The organism is gamma proteobacterium symbiont of Lampromicra miyakona (genome assembly GCF_059730895.1).
Map to the genome: position 1 here is coordinate 331832 of NZ_AP035932.1, position 22965 is coordinate 354796.

Sequence of the window (22965 nt, forward strand, 5' to 3'; positions counted from 1 at the left end):
GGATATGACCCAGCAAGCGTTTAAGTGGATAAACAACCTGCGCCTGGCAGGCCAACCGGGTTTATGGCAGATCGAAATTCGCCACGGCAACATCAGCGCCATTATTCCGCAGCCGCCGCAGACTGCCGCCCAGCCGGATGCGCTGGATGCCGCCGGTGGGCTGGCGAGCGCGCCGTTTATCGAGCCGCATATTCATCTCGACACTACGCAAACCGCTGGCGAACCGGCGTGGAATCAGTCCGGCACGCTGTTTGAAGGCATTGAGCGCTGGGCTGAACGCAAGGCGCTGCTCAGCCATGAGGATGTGAAGCAGCGCGCGCGGCAGACGCTGAAGTGGCAAATTGCCAACGGCATTCAGCACGTGCGCACCCACGTGGATGTGTCCGATCCCACGCTGACCGCATTAACCGCGATGCTGGAGGTGAAAGCGGAGATGGCGCCGTGGATCGATATCCAAATCGTGGCCTTTCCGCAGGAGGGCATTCTCTCTTATCCCAACGGCGAAGCGCTGCTGGAAGAGGCGCTACGCCTTGGTGCCGATGTGGTGGGCGCGATCCCGCATTATGAATTTACCCGCGAATATGGCGTCGAATCGCTGCACAAGGCATTTGCGCTGGCGCAGCGCTATGACCGGCTGGTGGACGTGCACTGTGACGAGATTGATGATGAGCAGTCACGCTTTGTCGAAACCGTGGCGGCGCTGGCGCACCGCGAGGGCATGGGCGCGCGCGTCACCGCCAGCCACACTACGGCGATGCATTCGTACAATAACGCCTATACTTCGCGGCTGTTCCGCCTGCTGAAGCTGTCACAGATTAACTTTGTCGCCAATCCGCTGGTGAATATTCATCTGCAGGGACGCTTTGACAGCTACCCGAAACGGCGCGGCGTGACGCGGGTGAAAGAGCTGCTGGAGGCGGGTATCAACGTCTGCTTCGGCCATGATGATGTGTTCGATCCCTGGTATCCGCTCGGCACCGCCAGCATGCTGCAGGTGCTGCACATGGGGCTGCACGTCTGTCAGCTGATGGGCTATGAGCAGATCGACAGCGGTCTGCAACTCATCACGCACAACAGTGCCAAAACCATGCAGCTGGCGGATTATGGCGTGCAGGTGGGCAACGCGGCCAGCCTGATTATTTTGCCTGCTGATAACGGGTTCGATGCGCTGCGCCGTCAGGTGCCGGTGCGCTATTCGCTGCGTAAGGGCGTGCTGGTGGCGGCCACACAGCCGGCAAGCAGTGAAATTTATCTCGGTGCTAGCGAAGCGGTGACGTTCCGGCGTTAAGGGAGCGGGAAGAGGAATAGCGGCGCGAGGCTTCGCGCCGCTCGGGGATCAGGCAGTCTGGTGAGCGTGCTGGCGATGTTTGGTGACAAAGCCGAGCAGCACACACATCACAAACACCACCGCGTACAGCGCGTTCGCGGTGGACAGCGCCGCGTGGGCACCGCCTTTCGCCACGATCGGGCCGGTGACCACGAAGGTCAGCATGGTGCCGACGGTGCCGCAGGTGAGGATGAAGTTCACCAGCTTCGGCGATGACGCTTTGGTCTGCAGCGAGCCCAGCGTGATGATGGTGGTGTAAATGGCGCTGGAGAAGAAGCCAAGCGACATAATGATCCAGTGCAGCATGCTGGCATCGGTGGTTTTCACGAACCAGAACATCAGGCCGGTGGCCAGCAGCGCCAGCACCACCAGAATGCGTTGCAGGTCGAAGAAGCGCAGCAGGAAGCTGAACGCCCACATGCCGACCATATAGGCGGTCCAGAAGTTACCGACCAGCTGACCGGCTGCCGCGATATCCATGCCCATTGTTTTGGTGGCGTATTCCGGTACCCAGGAGATGAAGCCGAGCTGGCCGAGGATGTAGCACAGTGCCGCAATCGACAGGAACAGCACGCCGATGCCCCACTTCTCTTTTTCGCCGCCCTGCACCGCGGCTTCGCTCTTCAGCACCGGGAACTCGACCATCAGCGTCAGGATGAAGATCGCCACGTAGATCACGCCAATGCAGGCGTAAACCCAGTACCACGGCAGCGCGCGCGCCAGCAGAATGCCCGCGATAATCGGGAAGATGGTGCCGGCCATGCTGAAGAACGAGTCGGTAAACAGCAGACGGGAACCGCGCTGGCGACCATCGTACAGATGGGTAATCAGGAAGGTGCCGATCGACATGGTGATACCGCTGACCACGCCGAGCACGAACATGCACAGCGAGAACACCGTGAGGTTATGGCTGGTCATCAGCCCGGCCACGGCGAGGATCATCAGCACAAAGCCAAAGATCAGCTGGCGCTTGAGTGGCACAATAACCATCAGCCAGGCGTTCAGGAACACCGCCGCCAGAATACCGGCGTTAAGGAAAGTGAAGGTGTTGCTCATCTCGGAGATGGGCAGCTGGAAATACTGGGCAATATTATCCAGCACCATACCGGTAACGATCACCAGTGCGCCGGTGAGCGCATAGGAGAAAAAGCTGATCCAGGTAAGGCCAATGCGATTACGGTTTGTCATGTTCTGAACCTGTGATGCGCCGACGTGGCAAAAAGTGTCATGAATTGTAAATGGATCTGTGATCGTAATAAACAAGCAGTGAAACGTGCGAGAAATATTTCATTAATAGTGTGATTTTCGTCACGCAAATGATTGCGCGACGGGAAAAGTATGACGATAGCAACATCAGCGTAAATATAGGTAAAACGCTGGCTCTTGTATTACATGCTCTTTACAATCAATCTCGTTTTTGAGCTTGCTCTCCAAGGTAAGGAATCTTTCATGCTTAAACGTACTTTGACAGCGGCGGTTGCCCTGTTAGCGCTCTCTTCTGTATCTGCTTCGGCTCTGGCGGCGAAAGGGGATACGCACGTGCTGCTCACCACCTCTGCGGGCAATATCGAACTTGAACTGGATAATCAGAAAGCCCCGGTTTCAGTAAAAAACTTTGTGGATTACGTGAATAACGGCTTCTACAACAACACCATTTTCCATCGTGTGATCCCGGGTTTCATGATTCAGGGCGGCGGCTTCACGGCGGATATGCAGCAGAAGCAGACCAACGCGCCGATCAAAAACGAAGCGGATAACGGCCTGCGCAACCTGCGTGGCACCATTTCCATGGCGCGTACCGCTGAGAAAGACAGTGCGACCAGCCAGTTCTTCCTGAACGTGGCGGACAACGCTTTTCTTGACCATGGCCAGCGCGACTTCGGCTATGCGGTGTTTGGTAAAGTAGTGAAAGGCATGGATGTGATCGACAAGATCGCCCAGGTGCCGACCAAAGATGTCGGGCCATACCAGAATGTGCCGTCAAAACCGATTGTTATCACTTCCGCGAAAGTCCTGCCGTAATCCCTCTGCGCGCCACCTCTGGGTGGCGCCGTCTGCCGCGCTCCGGCAAAGCTGAAATTTGCTCTTATACTTAGGGCACATCCTGCTTGCCGGAGGCGCTATGAGCAGCAAACTCACCGAAAAACAGAAAATCACGTTGTGGCAGCAAACCCGTGCGGCCAATTATCAGGCCAGCTGCAAACTGGCCGGTTACACGCTGAATGAACCTGCCGTCGAGAGCGCCCAGGCGGACGATCGTCTGGCATCGCTGAGGAGGCAATATGGCGGATAACAGCCTGGCGGTGCGCGATCCCTATTTGTGGCACAACGATGACGTGCTGAAAAACCTGCTGGAAATTCACGACGTGGCGCAACTGCGTAAAGCCGAGCTGGCATTCAGCGCGGCGCGGCTGGCCACGCTGGCGCTCGGACCGGCCACGCCCGGTCTGCCGCACCTGCGTCATATTCACCGCACGCTGTTTCAGGATATCTACAGCTGGGCCGGCGAACTGCGTACCATCGACATCTGGCGCGACGACACGCCCTATTGCCACTGCGAGTACATCGAGAATGAGGGCAATGCGCTGATGAGCGCACTGGAGGAGGAAGAGGGCCTGTGCGACCTCGACCCGCAGACCTTCGTGGCACGCATCGCGCATTACTACTGTGAAATCTACGTCCTGCATCCGTTCCGTGCCGGAAACGGGCGGGCACAGCGCATCTTTTTCGAACAGCTGGCGCTGCACGCGGGCTATCTGCTGAACTGGGATACGCTGGAGCCTGAAAGCTGGCACCAGGCCATCGTCGCCGGCGTTGGCGGCGATCTCGCGCCGCTCAATGCGCAGTTTGCGAAAGTGGTGAGTCCGGCGCGTTAAAATGCGTAGAATAGCGGCGGTTTTACTGGCCTGAGGGCATTATGCTGCTGCTAATTGATAACTACGACTCCTTTACCTGGAATCTCTACCAGTACTTCTGTGAACTGGGCGCGCAGGTGCGTGTGGTGCGCAACGATGCAATGACGCTGGAAGAGATGACGGCGCTGCCGCTGAGCCATCTGGTGATCTCGCCGGGCCCCTGCACGCCGGATCAGTCCGGCATCTCGCTGGCAGCGATCCGCCACTTTGCCGGACGGCTGCCGATTCTTGGTGTCTGTCTTGGCCATCAGGCGATTGCGCAGGCCTACGGTGCGCAGGTGGTGCGCGCGCGCCAGGTGATGCACGGCAAAACCTCTGCGGTGCAGCACACCGGCCAGGGCGTATTCCGCAACCTGAATAATCCGCTGACCGTCACGCGCTATCACTCGCTGATTGTGGCGCGCGACACGCTGCCGCCGGAGTTTGAAGTCACCGCCTGGAGCCTGCGCGATGGCGTTGCCGATGAGATCATGGGCTTCCGCCATCGTACGCTGCCACTGGAGGGCGTGCAGTTCCATCCGGAGAGCATTCTCAGTGAGCAGGGACATCAGCTGCTGGCGAATTTCCTCAATACGTAACTTCCGTTTGCCATTGCATGATTTTTTATGCATATTTTGTGATTATAATTTCACATCAGCTCAACAAATAACCCGATGAGGTCATCAATGGCAGCGGAAAATCTAGCGGTAAGCCGGGAAACGTTCGATAACGTTATTTTGCCTGTTTATGCACCTGCGCAGTTTGTGCCGGTCAAAGGCAAAGGCAGCCGCGTGTGGGATCAGCAGGGCAAAGAGTATATCGACTTCTCCGGTGGTATCGCGGTCACCGCGCTTGGCCATTGTCATCCGGCGCTGGTGGAAACGCTGAAAAGCCAGGGCGAAACCCTGTGGCACACCAGTAACGTGTTCACCAATGAGCCGGCACTGCGCCTCGCCAGTAAACTGATCGCGGCGACCTTCGCCGAGCGGGTATTCTTCGGTAACTCCGGTGCCGAAGCGAACGAAGCGGCGTTCAAACTGGCGCGCTACTACGCCTGCAAAAAGCACAGCCCGTTCAAAAGCAAAATTATCGCTTTCCACAACGCCTTCCACGGCCGCACGCTGTTCACCGTCTCGGTGGGCGGTCAGCCGAAATACTCCGATGGCTTTGGCCCGAAGCCGGCGGATATCGTCCATGTGCCGTTTAACGATCTGGCCGCGGTGAAGGCGGTAATTGACGACCACACCTGCGCGATTGTGGTGGAGCCGATTCAGGGGGAAGGCGGCGTGATGCCGGCAACGCCGGAATTCATGCAGGGATTGCGTGCGCTGTGCGATCAGCACAACGCGCTGCTGGTGCTGGATGAAGTGCAGAGCGGCATGGGCCGCAGCGGTAAGCTGTTTGCTTACGAACACTATGGTATCAAGCCAGATATCATCACCACCGCTAAAGCGCTGGGCGGCGGTTTCCCGGTGAGCGCGATGCTGACCACCCATGAAATCGCCTCGGTGATGGCGCCGGGCGTGCACGGCACCACCTACGGCGGCAACCCGCTGGCCTGTGCGATTGCCGAAACCGCGCTGGATATCATCAATACGCCCGAGGTACTGAATGGTGTCGACGCGCGCCGTGAGCAGTTTGTCTCGGCGCTGCAGAAAATCAATGAGCAGTTCGACATCTTCAGTGAAATTCGGGGCAAAGGGCTGCTGCTGGGTGCCGTACTCAACGCGCAGCACGCCAGCAAAGCGCGCGATATCCTCAACGCTTCCGCCGCTGAAGGCCTGATGGTACTGACCGCCGGCAGCGATGTGATTCGCTTTGTGCCGTCGCTGGTGATTGAGCCGACCGATATCGCCGAAGGCATGGCGCGCTTTGCCCGGGCGATCGCGAAAGTCCTGAACTAACCTTTCGGCTTCAGCACGCTGAGCCAGCGGCCGTGATGCGGGCGCTGGCTCCACGCCAGTGAAGAAATGGTGTGCATCACATTGAGGTGCTGCAGAATGCGCTTCACATGCTGTTCGACAATCGTCACCGGCCCCTCATTCAGATTCTCCGGCGCTTCCAGAATATTGCTGTCGTTGCCCGGCCCGTCGTAAGCCAGCCGCTGCTGACAGCGCTGCAGCGCGATTTCACAGGACTGCAAATAGCGCTCCGCCAGCTTTGGCGTCAGCATGGTGTGCTCGCGCGCCAGAATGGTCATGGCGTTGATGTGCTCGACGATAAACTGGCTGTGAGTCACCCACAGGCGCATATCTTTCAGATACTGAAAGTTAAAGCCCGGTTCGGTGGACGCCTGGTTGAGCGAGTTAAACAGCGCGTTGTGCGCCTGGTTAACCTTGACGCGCTGATACGCCAGCTTCTCCGGCGCCTGCTCCGGACCGAGCAGCAGGCGCAGCGCCTCCTGATAAGCCTCCAGCGCATCGTGCGCATTATTGCGCAGCAGCCCGCTCTGCCACTGCGGCCATAGCCAGATCATACCGGCGAAGGCAATCAGGCAGCCCATCAGCGTATCCATCATGCGTGGCAGCAGGAACTGCGCGCCATTCAGTGACAGCAGCTGCAGCGAATACACCGCCGTCACCGTAAAGCCAATCATCGACCAGCCATAATATTTACGCGTGATCAGATAGCTGGCGAGCGTGATGACCAGCATGGTCAGCAGGGCAATCGACTCCGGAACAGCAAAGCGCAGCGACGCCGCGGCGATCAGCAAGCCGGCGAAGGTGCCGAGCGCCCGGTGCTGAATGCGCACGCGCGTGGCGCTGTAGCCGTTCTGGCTGACAAACATGATGGTCATCAGAATCCAGTAAGGCTTGGGAATATTGAAGAACAGCGCCAGCGCGCTGCCGAACATTAGCATCACCGCGAAGCGCGCCGCCGTCCGCAGCGCGGCAGATTTCAGCGACAGGTAGCTGCGCAGCGCCGGCAGCAGCGGCAGGCGGCGCTGGCGATCGGCCATCAGGTCGCGGGTGTACAGTGGCTTCTGCGTGCGCAGCACGCGGGCGATGCGGCTGAAATGGTAGAGGCAGAAATTACCGACCGGATTATCCGGGTGCTGCCGGGCAATTTTCTCCAGCGCGCCGAGCGGCTTCTCCATGTGGAAGCGTTCCGGCAGCTGGTGATAGAGAATGGCATCGGCCAGCACGCGCAGCCGTGCCGAAATGATTTTCGCGTTCCAGCGGATCACCGCCTCGGCGTGGCTCTGCTCCACCAGCTTTTGCACCTCTTCCGGCTGGTGCAGGCTGACCGAGATATGTTCCTGCAGATCGAGCGCGACCTGGAAAGCGCGCGTCAGGCGTTTATGGCTGTTATCACGGCTGGCGGACAGCATATGCATCTGCTGGTAGCAGGTGGTGATCAGATCGACCGCTTTCTGCTGGCGCGCCAGTAGCGGCGGCAGCGCTTTTTCCGGATCGGTCAGCTGCGTCAGCAGGGTGTATTTGGCGTCGCAGTAATCGGCCAGCTCGCGGTACAGCAGGCTGAGGGTCTCGCGCATCGGCTGCTCTTTCCACAGCCAGAACCAGAACCAGTTAAACAGCCCGTACCACAGCGTCCCGCCGATATACAGCAGCGGCGGGACCCACATCGGCATACGGCCGACGAGGCTTAAGGTAAAGATGGCGGCGATCAGCGTGCCGGGCAGCAAACGACCATGCAGCGGGCTGATTTCACCGGTCACGCCCACCAACAGCGGCAACACCAGCAGAATCAGCGGCAGCGGCACAGCGTAAGCCGTGAGGTACTGAATCAGAAAACTGCCGCTGGCGAACAGTGCGCCGCCGACAATCAGCCGTTTGAAGAACCGCTTGTGTGGCGTATCCAGACCGGCGATGTTGCAGCAGGCCGGCACCAGGGAGAACAGCAGCCCTTTTTGCAGATCGCCAAACAGCCAGCCGAGCGCCACAGGCAGGCACAGCACCAGCGTTTGCCGCAGCGCATAGTTAACTTCCGGATGATAGATGATTCGACGCCACATCAGCTCATCGTAAACAGAAACGGCGCGATGTTGCCATCACGCCGTAGGTGAGAAGAAATCAGCGGGTGCCGTAAACGACGATGGTTTTGCCGTGTGCAGAGATCAGGTTCTGATCTTCCAGCATTTTCAGGATACGACCCACGGTTTCGCGTGAGCAGCCCACGATCTGACCAATCTCCTGACGGGTGATTTTGATCTGCATACCGTCCGGGTGGGTCATGGCATCAGGCTGTTTCGCCAGGTTGAGCAGCGTTTGCGCGATACGGCCGGTCACATCGAGGAAGGCAAGGTTGCCGACTTTTTCAGATGTTACCTGCAGGCGACGCGCCATCTGCGCCGACAGGCGCATTAAAATATCCGGATTGACCTGAATCAGCTGACGGAATTTTTTGTAGGAAATTTCAGCCACTTCGCAGGCGGTTTTCGCACGTACCCAGGCGCTACGCTCCTGGCCCTCTTCAAACAGGCCGAGCTCACCGATGAAATCCCCCTGATTGAGGTAGGAGAGTATCATCTCTTTGCCTTCTTCATCTTTAATCAGTACCGCGACGGAACCTTTCACGATGTAGTACAGCGTTTCCGCTTTCTCACCCTGATGGATGAGGGTGCTTTTGGATGGATATTTGTGAATATGGCAATGGGACAGGAACCATTCGAGTGTAGGGTCTGTTTGCGGTTTGCCGAGAACCATTCGCTATTATCCTCTGTTGTAATCGTGCCCAAAATACAGGGGGCAGTTTTCCCTGTCAGGCGGTGAAATCGTCCAGCGTTTCCCGTGAGGGACAGTTATTCGGGGGTGGATTCGTAAGCGATGCTTTTGATTCGTCCCGCTTTCGTCTTTCGTGACGAAAATATTTTCAGCACTGTTTGTAGCATAGCTTTTGCAACCTGTCTCCTGTTGTCTCGCTTCAGCAGGTGGGTGATGCGTCTGCATTGCTGTTTGTCAGGTGAAAGCGTACTCTGGCGGCAAAACCGCCGCTTCAGGAGAAAGAATAATGCAGGCACGAGTGAAATGGGTGGAAGGGCTGACCTTTCTCGGAGAATCCTCATCCGGTCATCAGGTATTAATGGACGGCAATTCCGGTGATAAAGCGCCCAGCCCGATGGAGATGGTGTTGATGGCTGCGGGCGGCTGCAGCGCGATTGACGTGGTGTCGATTCTGCAAAAGGGGCGCAACGATGTCGCCGATTGTGAAGTCAAACTGACCTCGGAACGCCGCGAAGAAGCGCCACGCATTTTTACGCATATCAATCTGCATTTTATTGTCAGCGGCAAAGCGCTGAGCGATAAAGCGGTAGCGCGCGCGGTGGATCTGTCCGCGGAGAAGTACTGCTCGGTCGCGATCATGCTGGGCAAGGGCGTCGAGATAACGCACAGCTACGAAGTGGTGGAGCTGTAATCCAGCCGGGAGCGCGGCCCTGCGCTCCCGATCTCAGTTCCTCACGGCGAAACTGGCGTATTAGCCTGCGCTATTCAATACGTTTTCCTTCAATCAACCGCTGCACCAGCGGCGTCATGATCAACTCCATCGCCAGTCCCATCTTGCCGCCCGGCACCACCAGCGTATTCATGTGGGAAATAAACGAGCCCTGGATCATCGCCAGTAAATAAGGAAAAGCGATGCCCTCCAGGCCGCGAAAATGGATCACCACAAAGCTCTCATCCAGCGACGGGATTTCACGCGCGGCAAACGGGTTCGAGGTATCCACGGTCGGCACGCGCTGGAAGTTGAGGTGCGTGCGGGAAAACTGCGGCGTGATGTAGTTGATGTAGTCTTCCATCGAACGCACCACCGAATCCATCACCGCTTCGCGCGAATGGCCGCGCTCGCTGGTGTCGCGTACCAGTTTCTGAATCCACTCCAGATTAACAATCGGTACCACGCCAACCAGCAGATCGACGTGTTCAGCCACGTTATGCTGCTGCGTCACCACGCCGCCGTGCAGGCCTTCATAGAACAGCACATCGGTGTTTTCCGGCAGCGGCTGCCAGGGTGTAAACGTGCCCGGCACCTGATTCCACGGCACCGCTTCATCGTAGGTGTGCAGATATTTGCGCGACTGGCCGAGTCCGCTCTGACCATAGTCGCGGAAAGTCTGCTCCAGCAGGCCGAAGTCGTTGGCTTCCGGGCCAAAGTAGCTGATGTGACGCCCGAGGTCGCGCGCCTTACGAATCGCCATGTCCATTTCCGGACGGGTATAGCGATGGAAACTGTCGCCTTCTACTTCCGCCGCGTGCAGATCCAGCTGCTGGAAAATTTTACGGAAGGCGAGACTGGTGGTGGTGGTTCCGGCGCCGCTGGAACCGGTAACGGCTATGACTGGATGCCTGGCTGACATAACAGCGCTCCCTGTGAAGTCCGGCGATGAGCATTGTTACCACGAATTGCCGCCTGACGCATCAGCCGCGAAATTCACGCCGCGGCATAATATTGACCGATTCATGCAATTCTGACCACACCAGTACCACCTCGCCCTGCTTGAGCTGGCGGCGCACGTCGGCCACTTTCTGCGTCAGGCTGCGCTCCTGCTCGCCATAATCGGTGCCTTCACGCAGCACAAAACTTTCTATCAGGTTTTCCAGCGTTGTCGGGTCGAGTTCTTGCCAGGGAATAATCACAATTACATATCCAGATAAGTTGAGAGCCAGTCCGGCACGCGCTGCTCCAGCCACATTTTGGGTCGCAGCAGGCTGCCGCCCACGAAGCCGACGTGACCGCCTTGCTGCGTCAGCTGATACTCAATTGTGGCAGACAACTGCTGCGGCTGCGGGATCACCGCATCGGTCATGAAGGGATCGTCTTTAGCATGGATGATCAGCAGCGGCTTGCGCACGCCGGTCAGCAATGGCATGGCGCTGGCGCGCTGATAATAGTCGCGCGCATCAATAAAACCGTGGGCGCGGGCGGTAATCGCATCATCAAACTCACGCAGCCGGCGGAAGGCGTGCAGCTGCGTCAGATCGACCGGCAGCGTGCCCGGCCAGGCGCGCAGTTTGCGCGTGGCGTTTTTCTTCAGCTGGGTCAGCAGGTAGTGCTGATAAAAGCGTGAAAAGCCCACGTCCAGCTTCTGGCTGCACGGCTCCAGCGCCAGCGGCGCGGAAATGGCGACCGCGGCATCCAGCGGGGCCGACGTGCCCTGCAGCCCCAGCAGACAGGCCAGCATATTGCCGCCGAGCGAAACGCCGACCGCGGCAGTCGGCACCGTGCCCCATTCGCGCTGCAGCCAGTGCAGAAAATAGGTGGCATCTTCAGTTTCACCGGAGTGATAGATGCGCTGCAGACGGTTAGGCTCGCCGCTGCAGCCGCGGAAGTGCATGATCACCGCCAGCCAGCCGCGCGCCTGACACGCCTGCATCAGCCCATGGGCATACGGGCTGCGGAAACTGCCTTCCAGCCCGTGGAACAGCACCATACGCGGCTTGTGACGTGCCTGTGCCGGATTTTCGCTCCACGCCAGATCGACGAAGTCGCCGTCCGGCAGATCGAGGCGCTGCCAGTGCGGGCGCAGCGTGACGCGCCGGCGCAGCAGACGCGGCAGCAGCGTTTGCAGATGCGCATTGCCGAAGCCGCGCAGCGGGGTAAAGCGCTCGCCGCTCGGGCGATCAAAATAGCCTGGGATAGTACTTGTCTGATGCATAACTCGCTGATAGCTTCGATGGGTTGTTCGCTTTTCTGGGTGAGGAGCACCCGAATATACATGGAACTGAGTCTTTTTTTATCAATGCTGGGCTTTCTCTGGGTCGCGGCCATCACGCCAGGGCCCAATAATATGTTACTTACCGCCTCAGGTGCTAATTTTGGCTTCCTGCGCACCTTTCCACTGCTGATTGGTATCATGATTGGCATGCAGGTGATGTTGCTGATGGTGGCGTTTGGCATCGGCAGCCTGATTCTGCTCTATCCCTCACTGCATCTGGTACTGAAAGTGGCCGGTAGCCTCTACCTGCTGTGGCTGGCGTGGAAAATTGCCACCGCCGAATACGAAACGCTGGAGACCGACGATGCCAGCGTGAAGCAGATGCCTTTCTGGCAGGGCGGGTTACTGCAACTGATCAACCCGAAAGCGTGGCTGATGGCGCTGGGTGCGGTCGCCAGCTTTAGCCTTGCCGGCAGCGCCTATCTGCATTCCGTGGTGGCGATCAGCATCGGTATGGCGCTGGTGAACGTGGTTTCCGGCGTGATCTGGATGGGTTTCGGCTCGCTGATTGGCCGCCTGCTGCGCAGCCCGCGCGCGTGGAAAATCTTCAACCTCGCCATGGGTGCGCTGACCGCAGCCTGCGTGCTGTTGATCTGGCACTGAGTCAGCTGGAGGCGCGCTCAATGCGCGTCCACGGCAGCACTTCATGCACCACGGCCGCCTGACGCTGGCGGATGCGTGCCAGCAGGAGCTGCACGCTGCGGGCACCCATCTGGTTCATCGGCTGGGCAATGGTGGTCAGCGGCGGGTTGATGCTGCTGGTGAACGGAATGCCGTCAAAGCCGACCACCGCCAGATCCTCTGGCACGCGCAGTCCGGCTTCCAGAGCAGCGTGAATCACGCCAACCGCCAGCACGTCTGATACCGCAAACACCGCATCCGGCCGCTCTGGCTGCGTTAGCAGTTCGCGCAGCGCCGCGCTGCCCGCTTCGCAGGAGATGTCGCTGGCGTAAGCGACGCCGTGCCAGTCAAGCCCCAGCTGCGTGATGGCGTCGCGATAGCCGCTTTCGCGCTGGTGCGAATAGAGATAGCGCATATCGCAGTTGACCAGCGCAATGCGCTGACGCCCTTTGCCGGCCAGATAATGCACCGTGTCATAGGCCGCCTGACGGTTATCGATGGTGACGCTGGAGGCGTTCACCGAGGGATCGTACTCCGCACACTGCACCCACGGCGCATCACCAATCAACTCTTTCAGTCCCTGCAGACAGGCCGCGGCGTCCATGGTGATCACCCCATCCACCACTTTGCCGGCCAGCAGCGCCAGATAGGCGGTTTCCCGCCGCAGCTGTGACGCGGAATTACATAACAGGATGTGATAGCCGTGCGCTTCGGCCTCCGCCTCAATGCCCTGCACCACCCGTGAACAGAACGGATTGGTGATATCGGAAATCAGCACCAGCAACATGTTGCTTTGCGCGGTACGCAGCTGGCGCGCCAGCAGGTTGGGCTGGTATTCGCACACATTAATTGCGGCCAGCACCCGTTTACGCGTATCTGGCCGGACGCCAGGATGCTGGTTCAACACCCGTGAAACCGTGGCTTTCGACACGCCCGCGAGGCGCGCAACTTTCTCAATCGACATGGAGGCCAGTACCGCTGTAAAAGGGGGAAAAAATCAAGACGAGATCAATACCACAGTCGGCATGTGAGCGCCTGACATATTTGTTCCGAACCAGCGGTTTTGTATTTGCACTTTTTGCATAGCGTTAACCGATGTTGATCTAAGAACCGATTTTTATTAGGGATAATTTTTAATTCCTTTATGAAATCATTGCTGCTGGCGACACTGCCGTCACGACTCAACATTGGGGTGCATGATGATGGCAGTAACCAAAACAATAAGCGCGGTAGCAGCCGCGTTAGCGCTGATGACCTTTCAGGCGCAGGCGGTCAATGTGACCGTGGCTTATCAGACGTCGGCGGAACCGGCCAAAGTGGCGCAGGCTGACAATACCTTTGCCAAAGAGAGCGGTGCCACGGTTGACTGGCGCAAATTCGACAGCGGCGCCAGCGTCCTGCGCGCGTTAGCCTCGGGCGATGTGCAAATTGGCAACATCGGTTCCAGCCCGCTGGCGGTGGCCGCCACGCAACAGCTGCCGATTGAAGCTTTCCTGCTGGCTTCACAGCTGGGCAATTCTGAAGCGCTGGTGGTGAAAAAAGGCATCAGCTCACCCAAAGATTTGATCGGCAAACGCATTGCTGTTCCCTTCATCTCCACCACCCATTACAGCCTGCTGGCTGCGCTGAAACACTGGGGCATCAAACCGACCCAGGTGCAACTGGTTAATCTGCAGCCACCGGCGATCATTGCTGCCTGGCAGCGCGGTGATATCGACGGCGCCTATGTCTGGGCACCCGCCGTCAATGAACTGGAGAAAGACGGCAAGGTGCTGACCGACTCGTCGCAGGTCGGGCAGTGGGGCTCACCGACGCTCGACGTCTGGGTGGTGCGCAAGGATTTTGCCCGGCAGCATCCTGAAGTGGTCACCGCTTTCGCCCGCAGCGCGATTGCCGCGCAGCAGGCCTATATCGCCAATCCGGAACAGTGGCTGCAGCAGCCGGATAACCTCAGCAAGCTGTCGCGCCTGAGCGGCGTGCCGGAAAGTGACGTTCCCGGACTGGTGAAAGGCAACACCTACCTGACGGCGCAGCAGCAGGTGGAACAGCTGGGCAAACCAGTCAACAAGGCGATTGTCGATACCGCACAGTTTCTGAAAGAGCAGGGCAAAGTGCCGGATGCCGCCAGTGACTACAGCAGCTTTGTCACCACGCGCTTTGTTGCCCCCTTAGCCAAATAACGGAGGCCTTATGCTCAGCATCACCCATCTCAACGCACGTTACGCCGGGCAACCGGCGCTGCAGGATATCAATCTGCAGCTGGCCAGCCGCGAATTGCTGGTGGTGCTGGGGCCGTCCGGCTGTGGCAAAACCACGCTGCTGAACTTGATCGCCGGCTTTCTGCCGCTGGAGTCCGGCAGTATCACGTTGGATGGCAAGCCGGTACGCGGACCGGGCGCAGAGCGCGGCGTGGTCTTTCAGAACGAAGGGCTACTACCGTGGCGTAACGTCATCGATAACGTGGCGTTCGGCCTGCAGCTGGCGGGCATGGCAAAAGCTGAACGGCACGCGATCGCCCGCCGTCTGATCCGTAAGGTCGGGCTCGAGGGCGCAGAAAAGCGTTTTATCTGGCAGCTCTCTGGGGGTCAGCGTCAGCGCGTGGGGATTGCCCGTGCGCTGGCCGCTGATCCGCAGCTGCTGCTGTTAGATGAGCCGTTCGGTGCGCTGGATGCCTTCACGCGCGAGCAGATGCAGACGCTGCTGCTGACGTTATGGCGCGATACCGGCAAGCAGATTCTGCTGATCACCCATGACATCGAAGAAGCCGTCTTTCTCGCCAGCGAACTGGTGCTGCTGTCGCCGGGTCCGGGTCGCGTGGTGGAGCGGCTGAAGCTCGACTTTGGTCAGCGCTTCGCCGCGGGCGAGCCGTGCCGCAGCATCAAATCCGATCCGGCATTTATCGAACGACGTGAGTATGTCCTGAACCAGGTATTCGCGCAGCGGGAGGCGTTTGTATGAGTGCCGTTATTGATGACAAGCGCCGGACGTCCCGCGTTCGTCGCCTGCGCTGGCCGTTTTCCCGCCAGCTGTCGCTGAGCCTGCTGAGCGTAGCCGTGCTGCTGCTGCTGTGGTGGGGCGTGACCGCGCTGGGGCTGATTGCGCCCTTGTTCCTGCCGCCACCACAGCAGGTGCTGCATAAGCTGCTGGTTATTGCCGGTCCGCAGGGCTTTATGGATGCCACGCTATGGCAGCACCTTGGTGCCAGCCTGACGCGCATGCTGGTGGCGCTGTTCTTTGCCGCGCTGATCGGCATTCCGGTGGGCATTGCCATGGGGCTTAGCCCGGCGGTGCGCGGGCTGCTCGATCCGCTGATTGAACTCTATCGACCGGTACCGCCGCTGGCCTATTTGCCGCTGATGGTGATTTGGTTTGGCATTGGCGAAACCTCAAAGATTTTACTGATTTATCTGGCAATTTTCGCGCCGGTGACTTTATCCACCCTGGCCGGCGTGAAGAATACGCAGCAGGTGCGGATCCGCGCGGCTCAGGCGCTGGGGGCGACGCGCGGGCAGCTGCTGCGTTTTGTCATTCTGCCCGGAGCGTTGCCGGAGATTCTCACCGGTCTGCGCATCGGCCTGGGCGTGGGCTGGTCCACGCTGGTGGCGGCCGAACTGATTGCCGCGACGCGCGGACTGGGCTTTATGGTGCAGTCGGCTGGGGAGTTTCTCGCCACCGATGTGGTGCTGGCGGGCATCGCGGTGATCGCCCTGATTGCCTTTAGTTTAGAACTGGGTTTACGTGCGCTACAGCGCCGACTGACGCCCTGGAATGGAGAACAGCAATGAACGAACGAGTGAATTTTACCGCGCTGGGTCCGTATATCGGGGCGCAGGTCAGCGATGTCGATCTCAGCCGTCCGCTGAGTGACGCGCAGTTTGAGCAGCTTTATCACGGTCTGTTGCGTCACCAGGTGCTGTTTCTGCGCGATCAGCGCATTACGTCGGAGCAGCAGCGCGCGCTGGCGATCCGCTTCGGCGATTTGCACATTCATCCGGTTTATCCGCATGCCGAAGGCGTGGAAGAGATTATCGTGCTGGATACGCATCAGGATAATCCGCCGGACAACGATAACTGGCATACCGACGTCACCTTTATTCAGACGCCGCCGGCGATCGCCATTCTGGCCTCAAAGCTGCTGCCGGAGAGCGGTGGCGATACGCTGTGGACCAGCGGAATTGCCGCTTACGAGGCGCTGTCAGAGCCGTTCAAACAGCTGCTGAGTGGCCTGCAGGCGGAACACGACTTTAAGAAATCGTTCCAGGAGTATAAGTACCGTAAGACGGAAGAGGAGCATCAGCGCTGGCAGCAGGCCGTGGCGAAGCATCCGCCGGTGCAGCATCCGGTGATCCGCACCCATCCGGTGAGTGGACGCAAGGCGCTGTTTGTTAATGAAGGTTTTACCACCAGGCTGCTGGGCGTAAGCGAGAAGGAGAGCGAGGCGCTGCTGGGCTATCTGTTTGCGCACGCCACCAAGCCGGAGTTTCAGGTGCGCTGGCGCTGGCAGCCGAATGACGTGGCAATCTGGGATAACCGCGTGACGCAGCATTATGCCAACGCGGATTATTATCCGGCGCGGCGCGTGATGCATCGCGCGACGGTGTTAGGGGATGTGCCGGTGTGATTTCGGAGCGTTGATTGCCCTCACCCCAACCCTCTCCCGCCAGCGGGAGAGGGGGCCGACCGTGCGTAGCAGGTAAGGCGGAGTAAGGTTTGTTCCCTCTCCCGTGGGAGAGGGTCAGGGTGAGGGCATCATCGCGCACCCTCTATGACATCATCGCGCACCTTTACCCTGCGAGCATCTGCTCCAGCTGCTCCTGCGCCTCCAGCCACGCCATTTCGACCTCTTCCAGCGCCGATTTGCTCTCCGCCTGGCGCTGCAGGGCGGCGGTTAAATCGGCCTTACGGTTTTGCTCGTAAATGGCGCTGTCGGCCAGCTGTGCTTCGGCTTCGCTGAGCTGCGTCTGCCATTTGGCCATCTGCTTCTCCAGCTTTTCGATCTCTTTGCGCAGCGGCTGCGTCTGCGCGCGCAGCTCGGCGTCGCGGCGCTTCTGATCTTTGCGGGACTGCGCGCTGTTGACGTTGTCCTGCTTTGGCGCGGCATCCTGCTGCGTTTCCTGCTTCTGCAGGTCGCTCAGCCACTGCTGATAATCATCCAGATCGCCCTCGAACACATCCACTTTGTGGTCGTGCACCAGGTAAAGATCGTCGGTGGTCGAACGCAGAAGATGACGATCGTGCGACACCACTACCAGTGCGCCTTCAAAGTCGATCAGCGCTTCGGTCAGTGCCTGGCGCATATCCAAATCGAGGTGGTTGGTCGGTTCGTCGAGCAGCAGCAGATTCGGCCGCTGCCAGACGATCAGCGCCAGCACCAGCCGCGCTTTCTCGCCGCCGGAGAAACGCTCGGTGGCTTCGCTGACTTTGTCGCCCTGAAAACCAAAGCCACCCAGGTAGTCACGCAGCTGCTGCTCCAGCGTTTTCGGGGCGATGCGCGCCAGATGCTGCAGCGGCGACTCATCGGCGCGCAGATACTCAAGCTGATGCTGCGCGAAGTAACCCAGCTTGATCCCTTTCGCCAGACCCACCTTGCCCGCCAGCGGCTCCAGCTCGCCCGCCAGCAGTTTGATCAGCGTGGATTTACCGGCGCCGTTACGCCCCAGCAGGCCGATGCGTGAACCTGGCACCAGGTTGAGTTTGATGGCATCCAGAATCACCCGCTCACCGTAACCCGCTGAAACCTGCTCCATTTTCAGGATCGGGTTAGGCAGGCTTTCTGGCGCGCGGAAGCTGAAGCTGAACGGGTTATCGACATGCGCTGGGGCAATCAGCTCCATGCGCTCCAGCATCTTGATGCGGCTCTGCGCCTGTTTGGCTTTGGTGGCCTGCGCGCGGAAGCGATCGATGTACTTTTGCAGGTGCGTTACTTTTTCCTGCTGGCTCTGGTACAGCGCCTGCTGCTGCGCCAGTTTGGCTACGCGCTGACGCTCGAACGAGCTGTAGTTGCCGGTGTATTCGAACATCGTCTGCTGTTCGATATGGATGATTTTGTCCACCACCGGGTCGAGGAAGTCGCGGTCGTGCGAGATCAGGATCAGCGTGCCGGTATAACTCTTCAGCCAGCGCTCCAGCCAGATCACCGCGTCGAGATCGAGGTGGTTGGTCGGTTCATCGAGCAGCAGCAGGTCGGAACGGCATACCAGCGCCTGAGCAAGGTTGAGACGCATACGCCAGCCGCCGGAGAAATCGCTCACCGGCCGCATTAATTGTTCCTGGCTGAAGCCCAATCCGTGCAGCAGACTGGCGGCGCGTGCGTGTATGCTCCACGCCTGAATAGCATCCAGCTTGCCGTGCAGCAGCGCAATGGCGTTGCCATCGTCGCGCGCATTGGCTGCCGCTAATTCGGATTCGAGCTGACGATATTCGCGGTCGCCGTCGATAACATATTCCAGCGCGGCTTTACTCAGCGCCGGGGTTTCCTGATTCACCCACGCCAGCGCCCAGTTGCCGGGAAAGGTGACGTTGCCGGCATCGCTGCTGATTTCACCCTTCAGCAGTGACAGCAGCGTGGATTTACCGCAGCCGTTTTTACCCACCAGGCCGACTTTTTGCCCCGGGTTAATGGTGGCCGTTGCGTTATCCAGCAGCACATTAGTGCCGCGACGGATTTGTAATGCGGAAAAGACAATCATAAGCGCCGTATCGTCAGAATATGTTAATTTATCGGCAACATAATTCGATAATGTTTGTTGCGTCGAGCATGGTAGCGGAATTCCGCCGCGGTGACGACGCTTTGGAGGGGAACGATGTCGCAGCCGCCCAAAATATTGCTGCTTTACGCCCATCCGGAATCACAGGATTCGATTGCTAATCGGGTTTTGCTGCAGTCGGCTATGGAACTGGACCACGTCACGGTGCACGATTTATACGCCCACTATCCGGATTTCTTTATTGATATTCATTACGAGCAGCAACTGCTGCGCGACCATCAAATCGTGGTGTTTCAGCATCCACTTTATACCTATAGCTGTCCGGCACTACTGAAAGAGTGGCTGGATCGCGTACTGTCGCGCGGTTTTGCCAGCGGCCAGGACGGTAATGCGCTGGAAGGTAAATACTGGCGCAGCGTGGTGACGACCGGTGAGCCGGAGACGGCGTATCACCACAGCGGCCTCAATCGCTACCCGATGAGCGACATTATGCGACCGTTTGAGCTGACGGCGCAGATGTGTCGCATGCACTGGCTGACGCCGATGGTGATTTACTGGGCGCGTCGTCAGACACCCGAGGTGCTGCGCAATTTTGCGCGCGCCTATGGCGACTGGCTGGCGTCACCGCTGCCGAACGGAGGAGTGTGATGCAAGGCGAAACGTTACTCACCGCCGGCGTGATTTATCTGGTGGCGGCGGTGCTGGTGGTGCCGATTGCCGCCCGGCTCGGCATTGGTGCGGTGCTGGGCTATCTGCTGGCCGGTATCGCCATCGGCCCGTGGGGGCTGGGCTTCATCAGCGATGTGGACGAGATTCTGCACTTCTCGGAGCTTGGCGTGGTGTTCCTGATGTTCATCATCGGGCTGGAGCTGAACCCGGCCAAGCTGTGGGCGCTGCGGCGCTCTATTTTTGGCGTCGGTGCCGCGCAGGTGCTGGTATCGGCAGCGATTCTCGGCGTGCTGCTGTGGCTGACCGACTTCAGCTGGCAGGCCGCGGTGATTGGCGGTATCGGCCTGGCGATGTCCTCGACCGCCATGGCGCTGCAGCTGATGCGCGACAAAGGCATGAACCGCAGCGAAGCGGGCCAGCTGGGCTTCTCGGTGCTGCTGTTCCAGGACCTGGCGGTGATTCCGGCGCTGGCGCTGGTGCCACTGCTGGCCGGCAGCGACAGTGGCCACGTCGACTGGCTCAAGGTGGGCATGAAGGTGCTGGCATTCGCCGGTATGCTGGTGGGCGGACGCTATCTGCTGCGGCCGATTTTCCGTTTCATCGCCGCGTCCGGCGTGCGGGAAGTGTTTACCGCCGCCTCGCTGCTGCTGGTGCTCGGTTCCGCGCTGTTTATGGATGCGCTGGGCCTGTCGATGGCGCTGGGGACGTTCATCGCCGGTATTCTGCTGGCAGAGAGTGAGTATCGCCACGAACTGGAAGTCGCCATTGAGCCGTTTAAAGGGCTGCTGCTCGGACTGTTCTTTATTTCGGTGGGCATGGCGCTCAACCTCGGCGTGCTTTATACCCACATTCTCGAAATTCTGATTGGCGTGGTGCTGCTGGTGGCGGTGAAAACGCTGGTGCTTTATGTGCTGGCGCGTATTTATGGTCTGCGCAGTTCGGAGCGTCTGCAGTTTGCCGGCGTGCTGAGTCAGGGCGGTGAATTCGCCTTCGTGCTGTTTTCGGCGGCGTCGTCGGCAAAACTGTTTAGCGGCGATCAGCTGCCGCTGCTGCTGGTCACGGTGACGCTGTCGATGATGACCACGCCGCTGCTGATGCAGGGCGTGGATAAGATTCTGGCGCGCCGCTTCAACGAACCGGAAGAGGACGGCGAAAAGCCGTTTGTCGAGGACGATCAGCCCCAGGTGATTGTGGTGGGCTTTGGCCGTTTTGGTCAGGTGGTCGGGCGTTTGCTGATGGCCAACAACAAGCGCATCACCGTGCTGGAGCGCGATATCTCGGCGGTCAGCCTGATGCGCAAATATGGCTACAAGGTTTACTATGGCGATGCCACCGAGCTCGAGCTGCTGCGTGCCGCCGGGGCGGAGAATGCGCAGTCGATCGTCATCACCTGTAACGATCCGGAAGATTCGATGACCATCGTGCACTTGTGCCAGCAGCACTTCCCGCAACTGGAGATCCTGGCGCGGGCGCGCGGTCGTGTCGAGGCGCATGAGCTGCTGCAGGCGGGCGTCACGCTGTTCTCGCGTGAAACCTTCTCCAGCGCGCTGGAGTTAGGCCGCAAAGCGCTGATATCGCTGGGCATGCATCCGCATCAGGCGCAGCGCGCGCAGCAGCACTTCCGCCGGCTGGATATGCGCATGCTGCGTGAGCTGGTGCCGAGCCACGACGACAGCGTGCAGGTTTCACGCGTGCGTGAGGCGCGACGCGAGCTGGAGGACATTTTCCAGCGTGAAATGCAGCATGAAAAACGGCAGTTTGACGGCTGGGATGATGAGTAAGGCTACACTTAACGTATCCGTTCTGATGACGGGCAGGAAAGACTATGCGTAAACGTTTTATTGCCGGTGCGGTTTGTCCGCACTGTCAGGAGAAAGACACGCTGGCGATGTGGCGTGAAAACAATGTCGATGTGGTGGAGTGCGTGAAGTGCGGCCACCAGATGCGTGAGGCGGACAAGCAGGCGCGCGATCAGGTTCGCAGCACTGAGCAAGTGATTGGCATTTTTCATCCGGAGTAGCGCGATGGCGCAGCTTTTTTTAAGCTTAGCCTTACAGCGGTATTGAATTCCGCTACAATCGGCGCCATTAACGCTGAGCAGTATGGTCCAACAGCACTGTTGGCATCCTCAGTACTGAACCTTTCTGGTTGGTTATTGCACGCGAGAATAGACCAATGAGACGGGATTCTTTGTTCTCAACGGTTAGGAGATATCATGAAAGTAGCAAAAGACCTGGTGGTGAGCCTGGCGTATCAGGTTCGTACCGAAGACGGTGTGTTGGTTGACGAGTCACCGGTGAGTGCGCCGTTGGATTATCTGCACGGTCATGGTTCCCTGATTTCTGGTCTGGAAAAAGCGCTGGAAAATCACGCGGTCGGCGACAAGTTTGACGTGCATATCCCGGCAAACGACGCGTACGGCCAGTACGATGACAACCTGGTGCAGCGTGTACCGAAAGACGTGTTCATGGGCGTTGACGAGCTGCAGGTTGGCATGCGCTTCCTGGCAGAAACCGACCAGGGCCCGGTGCCGGTCGAGATCACCGAAGTGGAAGATGAGCACGTGGTGGTTGATGGTAACCACATGCTGGCGGGTCAGAACCTGAACTTCAATGTGGAAGTTGTTGCTATCCGTGAAGCCACGGAAGAAGAGATCGCTCACGGCCACGTTCATGGCGCTGACGGCCATCATCACGATCATGACCACGACCATGGTCACGATCATGAGCACGGTCATGGCGGCTGCGGCGGCCACGGTGGTTGCGGCTGCAACCACTAAGCGTAAAAAGGCCACCTGCGGGTGGCCTTTTTATTGGGCAGCAAAGCGCGCGACATTAATAGTGCGGCGGCGGGGTCTCTTCCGCTTGCGAAGCGACCATGGACGGGGCGGCGGCCTTCACTTTATCCACCAGCAGACGCACCTGCTCACGCAGTTTACTCATTTCCAGCTCGTGCTGAACCACCGTCTGATTGAGCTGCTCAATGGTATGTTCCTGGAAAGCCAGCTTGCTCTCCAGCGCCTCAAGGCGTTGATCCCATTCTGGTTGTTGCATCATCACTCCTCCTGTCACG

Annotated in this window: 25 protein-coding genes; 16 read left to right on the forward strand and 9 right to left on the reverse strand. The window is 58.9% G+C overall.

Annotated elements, in window-relative coordinates; genetic code table 11:
- Positions 1-4: 4 nt before the first annotated feature.
- A complete protein-coding gene (locus AC6I8P_RS01465) occupies positions 5-1288 on the forward strand; it encodes a cytosine deaminase (protein ID WP_141496736.1) in 1284 nt (427 codons plus the stop codon).
- 48 nt (positions 1289-1336) lie between these two features.
- Here the strand turns inward: AC6I8P_RS01465 and tsgA are convergent, their stop codons facing one another.
- Entirely contained in the window at positions 1337-2515 is a 1179-nt protein-coding gene (gene tsgA, locus AC6I8P_RS01470) for an MFS transporter TsgA (protein ID WP_278709012.1), read from the reverse strand.
- A 261-nt stretch (positions 2516-2776) separates the two neighbouring features.
- Between tsgA and ppiA the strand changes: the two genes are divergently transcribed.
- The 5 genes from ppiA (at position 2777) to argD (ending at position 6125) form a co-directional block, all read left to right on the forward strand.
- Positions 2777-3349: a peptidylprolyl isomerase A gene (gene ppiA / locus AC6I8P_RS01475; protein ID WP_021507435.1), complete on the forward strand. Its 573-nt coding sequence runs from the start codon at positions 2777-2779 to the stop codon at positions 3347-3349.
- Between the two features lie 100 nt (positions 3350-3449).
- Positions 3450-3620 carry a YhfG family protein gene (locus AC6I8P_RS01480; protein WP_021507436.1) on the forward strand — a complete coding sequence of 57 codons (171 nt, stop codon included), beginning with the start codon at positions 3450-3452 and terminating at the stop codon, positions 3618-3620.
- Entirely contained in the window at positions 3610-4203 is a 594-nt protein-coding gene (locus tag AC6I8P_RS01485) for a putative adenosine monophosphate-protein transferase Fic (RefSeq protein WP_021313655.1), read from the forward strand. The genes AC6I8P_RS01480 and AC6I8P_RS01485 overlap by 11 nt, the downstream gene beginning before the upstream one ends.
- 41 nt (positions 4204-4244) lie before the next feature.
- Positions 4245-4820, forward strand: coding sequence for an aminodeoxychorismate synthase component II (locus tag AC6I8P_RS01490; protein ID WP_021507437.1), 576 nt, complete (start codon positions 4245-4247; stop codon positions 4818-4820).
- A gap of 87 nt (positions 4821-4907) precedes the next feature.
- The gene (gene argD / locus AC6I8P_RS01495; RefSeq protein ID WP_059012478.1) at positions 4908-6125 is read left to right on the forward strand and encodes a bifunctional acetylornithine/succinyldiaminopimelate transaminase; all 1218 of its coding nucleotides are present in this window, start codon (positions 4908-4910) and stop codon (positions 6123-6125) included.
- Here argD and AC6I8P_RS01500 read toward each other — a convergent pair.
- Both AC6I8P_RS01500 and crp read right to left on the reverse strand, forming a co-directional pair.
- Positions 6122-8197, reverse strand: coding sequence for a YccS/YhfK family putative transporter (locus tag AC6I8P_RS01500; protein WP_021507439.1), 2076 nt, complete (start codon positions 8195-8197; stop codon positions 6122-6124). The genes argD and AC6I8P_RS01500 overlap by 4 nt on opposite strands.
- 58 nt (positions 8198-8255) lie before the next feature.
- Positions 8256-8888, reverse strand: coding sequence for a cAMP-activated global transcriptional regulator CRP (gene crp / locus AC6I8P_RS01505; protein WP_000242755.1), 633 nt, complete (start codon positions 8886-8888; stop codon positions 8256-8258).
- Positions 8889-9192: 304 nt separating this feature from the next.
- On the opposite strand from crp, the gene AC6I8P_RS01510 reads away from it, so the two are divergent.
- Positions 9193-9597, forward strand: coding sequence for an OsmC family protein (locus AC6I8P_RS01510; RefSeq protein ID WP_021507440.1), 405 nt, complete (start codon positions 9193-9195; stop codon positions 9595-9597).
- A 70-nt stretch (positions 9598-9667) separates the two neighbouring features.
- Here AC6I8P_RS01510 and AC6I8P_RS01515 read toward each other — a convergent pair whose 3' ends face one another.
- From AC6I8P_RS01515 to AC6I8P_RS01525, 3 genes are all read right to left on the reverse strand, one after another.
- Positions 9668-10537, reverse strand: coding sequence for a phosphoribulokinase (locus AC6I8P_RS01515; RefSeq protein WP_021507441.1), 870 nt, complete (start codon positions 10535-10537; stop codon positions 9668-9670).
- A 61-nt stretch (positions 10538-10598) separates the two neighbouring features.
- Positions 10599-10817 (reverse strand): YheU family protein, encoded by a 219-nt coding sequence (locus AC6I8P_RS01520; protein ID WP_152390382.1) that lies wholly within the window; start codon positions 10815-10817, stop codon positions 10599-10601.
- Between the two features lie 2 nt (positions 10818-10819).
- Positions 10820-11836, reverse strand: a complete 1017-nt coding sequence (locus AC6I8P_RS01525; protein ID WP_498030925.1) for a hydrolase — start codon at positions 11834-11836, stop codon at positions 10820-10822.
- Positions 11837-11896: 60 nt separating this feature from the next.
- On the opposite strand from AC6I8P_RS01525, the gene AC6I8P_RS01530 reads away from it, so the two are divergent.
- On the forward strand, positions 11897-12499 hold the full coding sequence (locus AC6I8P_RS01530) for a LysE family translocator (protein ID WP_031279689.1): 603 nt from the start codon (positions 11897-11899) through the stop codon (positions 12497-12499).
- A gap of 1 nt (position 12500) precedes the next feature.
- Here the strand turns inward: AC6I8P_RS01530 and AC6I8P_RS01535 are convergent, their stop codons facing one another.
- A complete protein-coding gene (locus AC6I8P_RS01535; RefSeq protein WP_021507445.1) occupies positions 12501-13481 on the reverse strand; it encodes a LacI family DNA-binding transcriptional regulator in 981 nt (326 codons plus the stop codon).
- Positions 13482-13716: 235 nt separating this feature from the next.
- Between AC6I8P_RS01535 and tauA the strand changes: the two genes are divergently transcribed.
- From tauA to tauD, 4 genes are read left to right on the forward strand one after another with little or no spacing between them, the layout of a single operon-like run.
- Positions 13717-14697 (forward strand): taurine ABC transporter substrate-binding protein, encoded by a 981-nt coding sequence (gene tauA, locus AC6I8P_RS01540; RefSeq protein ID WP_040679688.1) that lies wholly within the window; start codon positions 13717-13719, stop codon positions 14695-14697.
- 10 nt (positions 14698-14707) lie between these two features.
- Positions 14708-15475 carry a taurine ABC transporter ATP-binding subunit gene (gene tauB / locus AC6I8P_RS01545; RefSeq protein WP_021507447.1) on the forward strand — a complete coding sequence of 256 codons (768 nt, stop codon included), beginning with the start codon at positions 14708-14710 and terminating at the stop codon, positions 15473-15475.
- Positions 15472-16302 carry a taurine ABC transporter permease TauC gene (gene tauC, locus AC6I8P_RS01550; protein WP_021507448.1) on the forward strand — a complete coding sequence of 277 codons (831 nt, stop codon included), beginning with the start codon at positions 15472-15474 and terminating at the stop codon, positions 16300-16302. The genes tauB and tauC overlap by 4 nt, the downstream gene beginning before the upstream one ends.
- The gene (gene tauD, locus AC6I8P_RS01555) at positions 16299-17138 is read left to right on the forward strand and encodes a taurine dioxygenase (protein WP_498030926.1); all 840 of its coding nucleotides are present in this window, start codon (positions 16299-16301) and stop codon (positions 17136-17138) included. The genes tauC and tauD overlap by 4 nt, the downstream gene beginning before the upstream one ends.
- Before the next feature lie 163 nt (positions 17139-17301).
- On the opposite strand, the gene AC6I8P_RS01560 is transcribed toward tauD, so the two are convergent.
- The gene (locus AC6I8P_RS01560; RefSeq protein WP_498030927.1) at positions 17302-19206 is read right to left on the reverse strand and encodes an ABC transporter ATP-binding protein; all 1905 of its coding nucleotides are present in this window, start codon (positions 19204-19206) and stop codon (positions 17302-17304) included.
- A 114-nt stretch (positions 19207-19320) separates the two neighbouring features.
- On the opposite strand from AC6I8P_RS01560, the gene kefG reads away from it, so the two are divergent.
- The 4 genes from kefG (at position 19321) to slyD (ending at position 22672) form a co-directional block, all read left to right on the forward strand.
- A complete protein-coding gene (kefG, locus tag AC6I8P_RS01565; protein WP_021507451.1) occupies positions 19321-19872 on the forward strand; it encodes a glutathione-regulated potassium-efflux system ancillary protein KefG in 552 nt (183 codons plus the stop codon).
- Positions 19872-21674: a glutathione-regulated potassium-efflux system protein KefB gene (gene kefB, locus AC6I8P_RS01570; RefSeq protein WP_021507452.1), complete on the forward strand. Its 1803-nt coding sequence runs from the start codon at positions 19872-19874 to the stop codon at positions 21672-21674. Before kefG ends, kefB begins: the two co-directional genes overlap by 1 nt.
- A 44-nt stretch (positions 21675-21718) precedes the next feature.
- Positions 21719-21913 (forward strand): YheV family putative zinc ribbon protein, encoded by a 195-nt coding sequence (locus AC6I8P_RS01575; RefSeq protein WP_021507453.1) that lies wholly within the window; start codon positions 21719-21721, stop codon positions 21911-21913.
- Positions 21914-22108: 195 nt separating this feature from the next.
- Positions 22109-22672 (forward strand): peptidylprolyl isomerase, encoded by a 564-nt coding sequence (slyD, locus tag AC6I8P_RS01580; protein ID WP_021507454.1) that lies wholly within the window; start codon positions 22109-22111, stop codon positions 22670-22672.
- Between the two features lie 55 nt (positions 22673-22727).
- Here slyD and AC6I8P_RS01585 read toward each other — a convergent pair whose 3' ends face one another.
- Positions 22728-22946 (reverse strand): SlyX family protein, encoded by a 219-nt coding sequence (locus AC6I8P_RS01585; RefSeq protein WP_010616434.1) that lies wholly within the window; start codon positions 22944-22946, stop codon positions 22728-22730.
- Positions 22947-22965 lie beyond the last annotated feature (19 nt).

What these genes read in the sequence shown, in the direction of transcription:
- AC6I8P_RS01465 (WP_141496736.1), top strand. Translation starts at nt 5, where the DNA reads ATGACCCAGCAAGCGTTTAAGTGGATAAACAACCTGCGCCTGGCAGGC.
- tsgA (WP_278709012.1), bottom strand. Translation starts at nt 2,515, where the DNA reads ATGACAAACCGTAATCGCATTGGCCTTACCTGGATCAGCTTTTTCTCC.
- ppiA (WP_021507435.1), top strand. Translation starts at nt 2,777, where the DNA reads ATGCTTAAACGTACTTTGACAGCGGCGGTTGCCCTGTTAGCGCTCTCT.
- AC6I8P_RS01480 (WP_021507436.1), top strand. Translation starts at nt 3,450, where the DNA reads ATGAGCAGCAAACTCACCGAAAAACAGAAAATCACGTTGTGGCAGCAA.
- AC6I8P_RS01485 (WP_021313655.1), top strand. Translation starts at nt 3,610, where the DNA reads ATGGCGGATAACAGCCTGGCGGTGCGCGATCCCTATTTGTGGCACAAC.
- AC6I8P_RS01490 (WP_021507437.1), top strand. Translation starts at nt 4,245, where the DNA reads ATGCTGCTGCTAATTGATAACTACGACTCCTTTACCTGGAATCTCTAC.
- argD (WP_059012478.1), top strand. Translation starts at nt 4,908, where the DNA reads ATGGCAGCGGAAAATCTAGCGGTAAGCCGGGAAACGTTCGATAACGTT.
- AC6I8P_RS01500 (WP_021507439.1), bottom strand. Translation starts at nt 8,197, where the DNA reads ATGTGGCGTCGAATCATCTATCATCCGGAAGTTAACTATGCGCTGCGG.
- crp (WP_000242755.1), bottom strand. Translation starts at nt 8,888, where the DNA reads ATGGTTCTCGGCAAACCGCAAACAGACCCTACACTCGAATGGTTCCTG.
- AC6I8P_RS01510 (WP_021507440.1), top strand. Translation starts at nt 9,193, where the DNA reads ATGCAGGCACGAGTGAAATGGGTGGAAGGGCTGACCTTTCTCGGAGAA.
- AC6I8P_RS01515 (WP_021507441.1), bottom strand. Translation starts at nt 10,537, where the DNA reads ATGTCAGCCAGGCATCCAGTCATAGCCGTTACCGGTTCCAGCGGCGCC.
- AC6I8P_RS01525 (WP_498030925.1), bottom strand. Translation starts at nt 11,836, where the DNA reads ATGCATCAGACAAGTACTATCCCAGGCTATTTTGATCGCCCGAGCGGC.
- AC6I8P_RS01530 (WP_031279689.1), top strand. Translation starts at nt 11,897, where the DNA reads ATGGAACTGAGTCTTTTTTTATCAATGCTGGGCTTTCTCTGGGTCGCG.
- AC6I8P_RS01535 (WP_021507445.1), bottom strand. Translation starts at nt 13,481, where the DNA reads ATGTCGATTGAGAAAGTTGCGCGCCTCGCGGGCGTGTCGAAAGCCACG.
- tauA (WP_040679688.1), top strand. Translation starts at nt 13,717, where the DNA reads ATGATGGCAGTAACCAAAACAATAAGCGCGGTAGCAGCCGCGTTAGCG.
- tauB (WP_021507447.1), top strand. Translation starts at nt 14,708, where the DNA reads ATGCTCAGCATCACCCATCTCAACGCACGTTACGCCGGGCAACCGGCG.
- tauC (WP_021507448.1), top strand. Translation starts at nt 15,472, where the DNA reads ATGAGTGCCGTTATTGATGACAAGCGCCGGACGTCCCGCGTTCGTCGC.
- tauD (WP_498030926.1), top strand. Translation starts at nt 16,299, where the DNA reads ATGAACGAACGAGTGAATTTTACCGCGCTGGGTCCGTATATCGGGGCG.
- AC6I8P_RS01560 (WP_498030927.1), bottom strand. Translation starts at nt 19,206, where the DNA reads ATGATTGTCTTTTCCGCATTACAAATCCGTCGCGGCACTAATGTGCTG.
- kefG (WP_021507451.1), top strand. Translation starts at nt 19,321, where the DNA reads ATGTCGCAGCCGCCCAAAATATTGCTGCTTTACGCCCATCCGGAATCA.
- kefB (WP_021507452.1), top strand. Translation starts at nt 19,872, where the DNA reads ATGCAAGGCGAAACGTTACTCACCGCCGGCGTGATTTATCTGGTGGCG.
- AC6I8P_RS01575 (WP_021507453.1), top strand. Translation starts at nt 21,719, where the DNA reads ATGCGTAAACGTTTTATTGCCGGTGCGGTTTGTCCGCACTGTCAGGAG.
- slyD (WP_021507454.1), top strand. Translation starts at nt 22,109, where the DNA reads ATGAAAGTAGCAAAAGACCTGGTGGTGAGCCTGGCGTATCAGGTTCGT.
- AC6I8P_RS01585 (WP_010616434.1), bottom strand. Translation starts at nt 22,946, where the DNA reads ATGCAACAACCAGAATGGGATCAACGCCTTGAGGCGCTGGAGAGCAAG.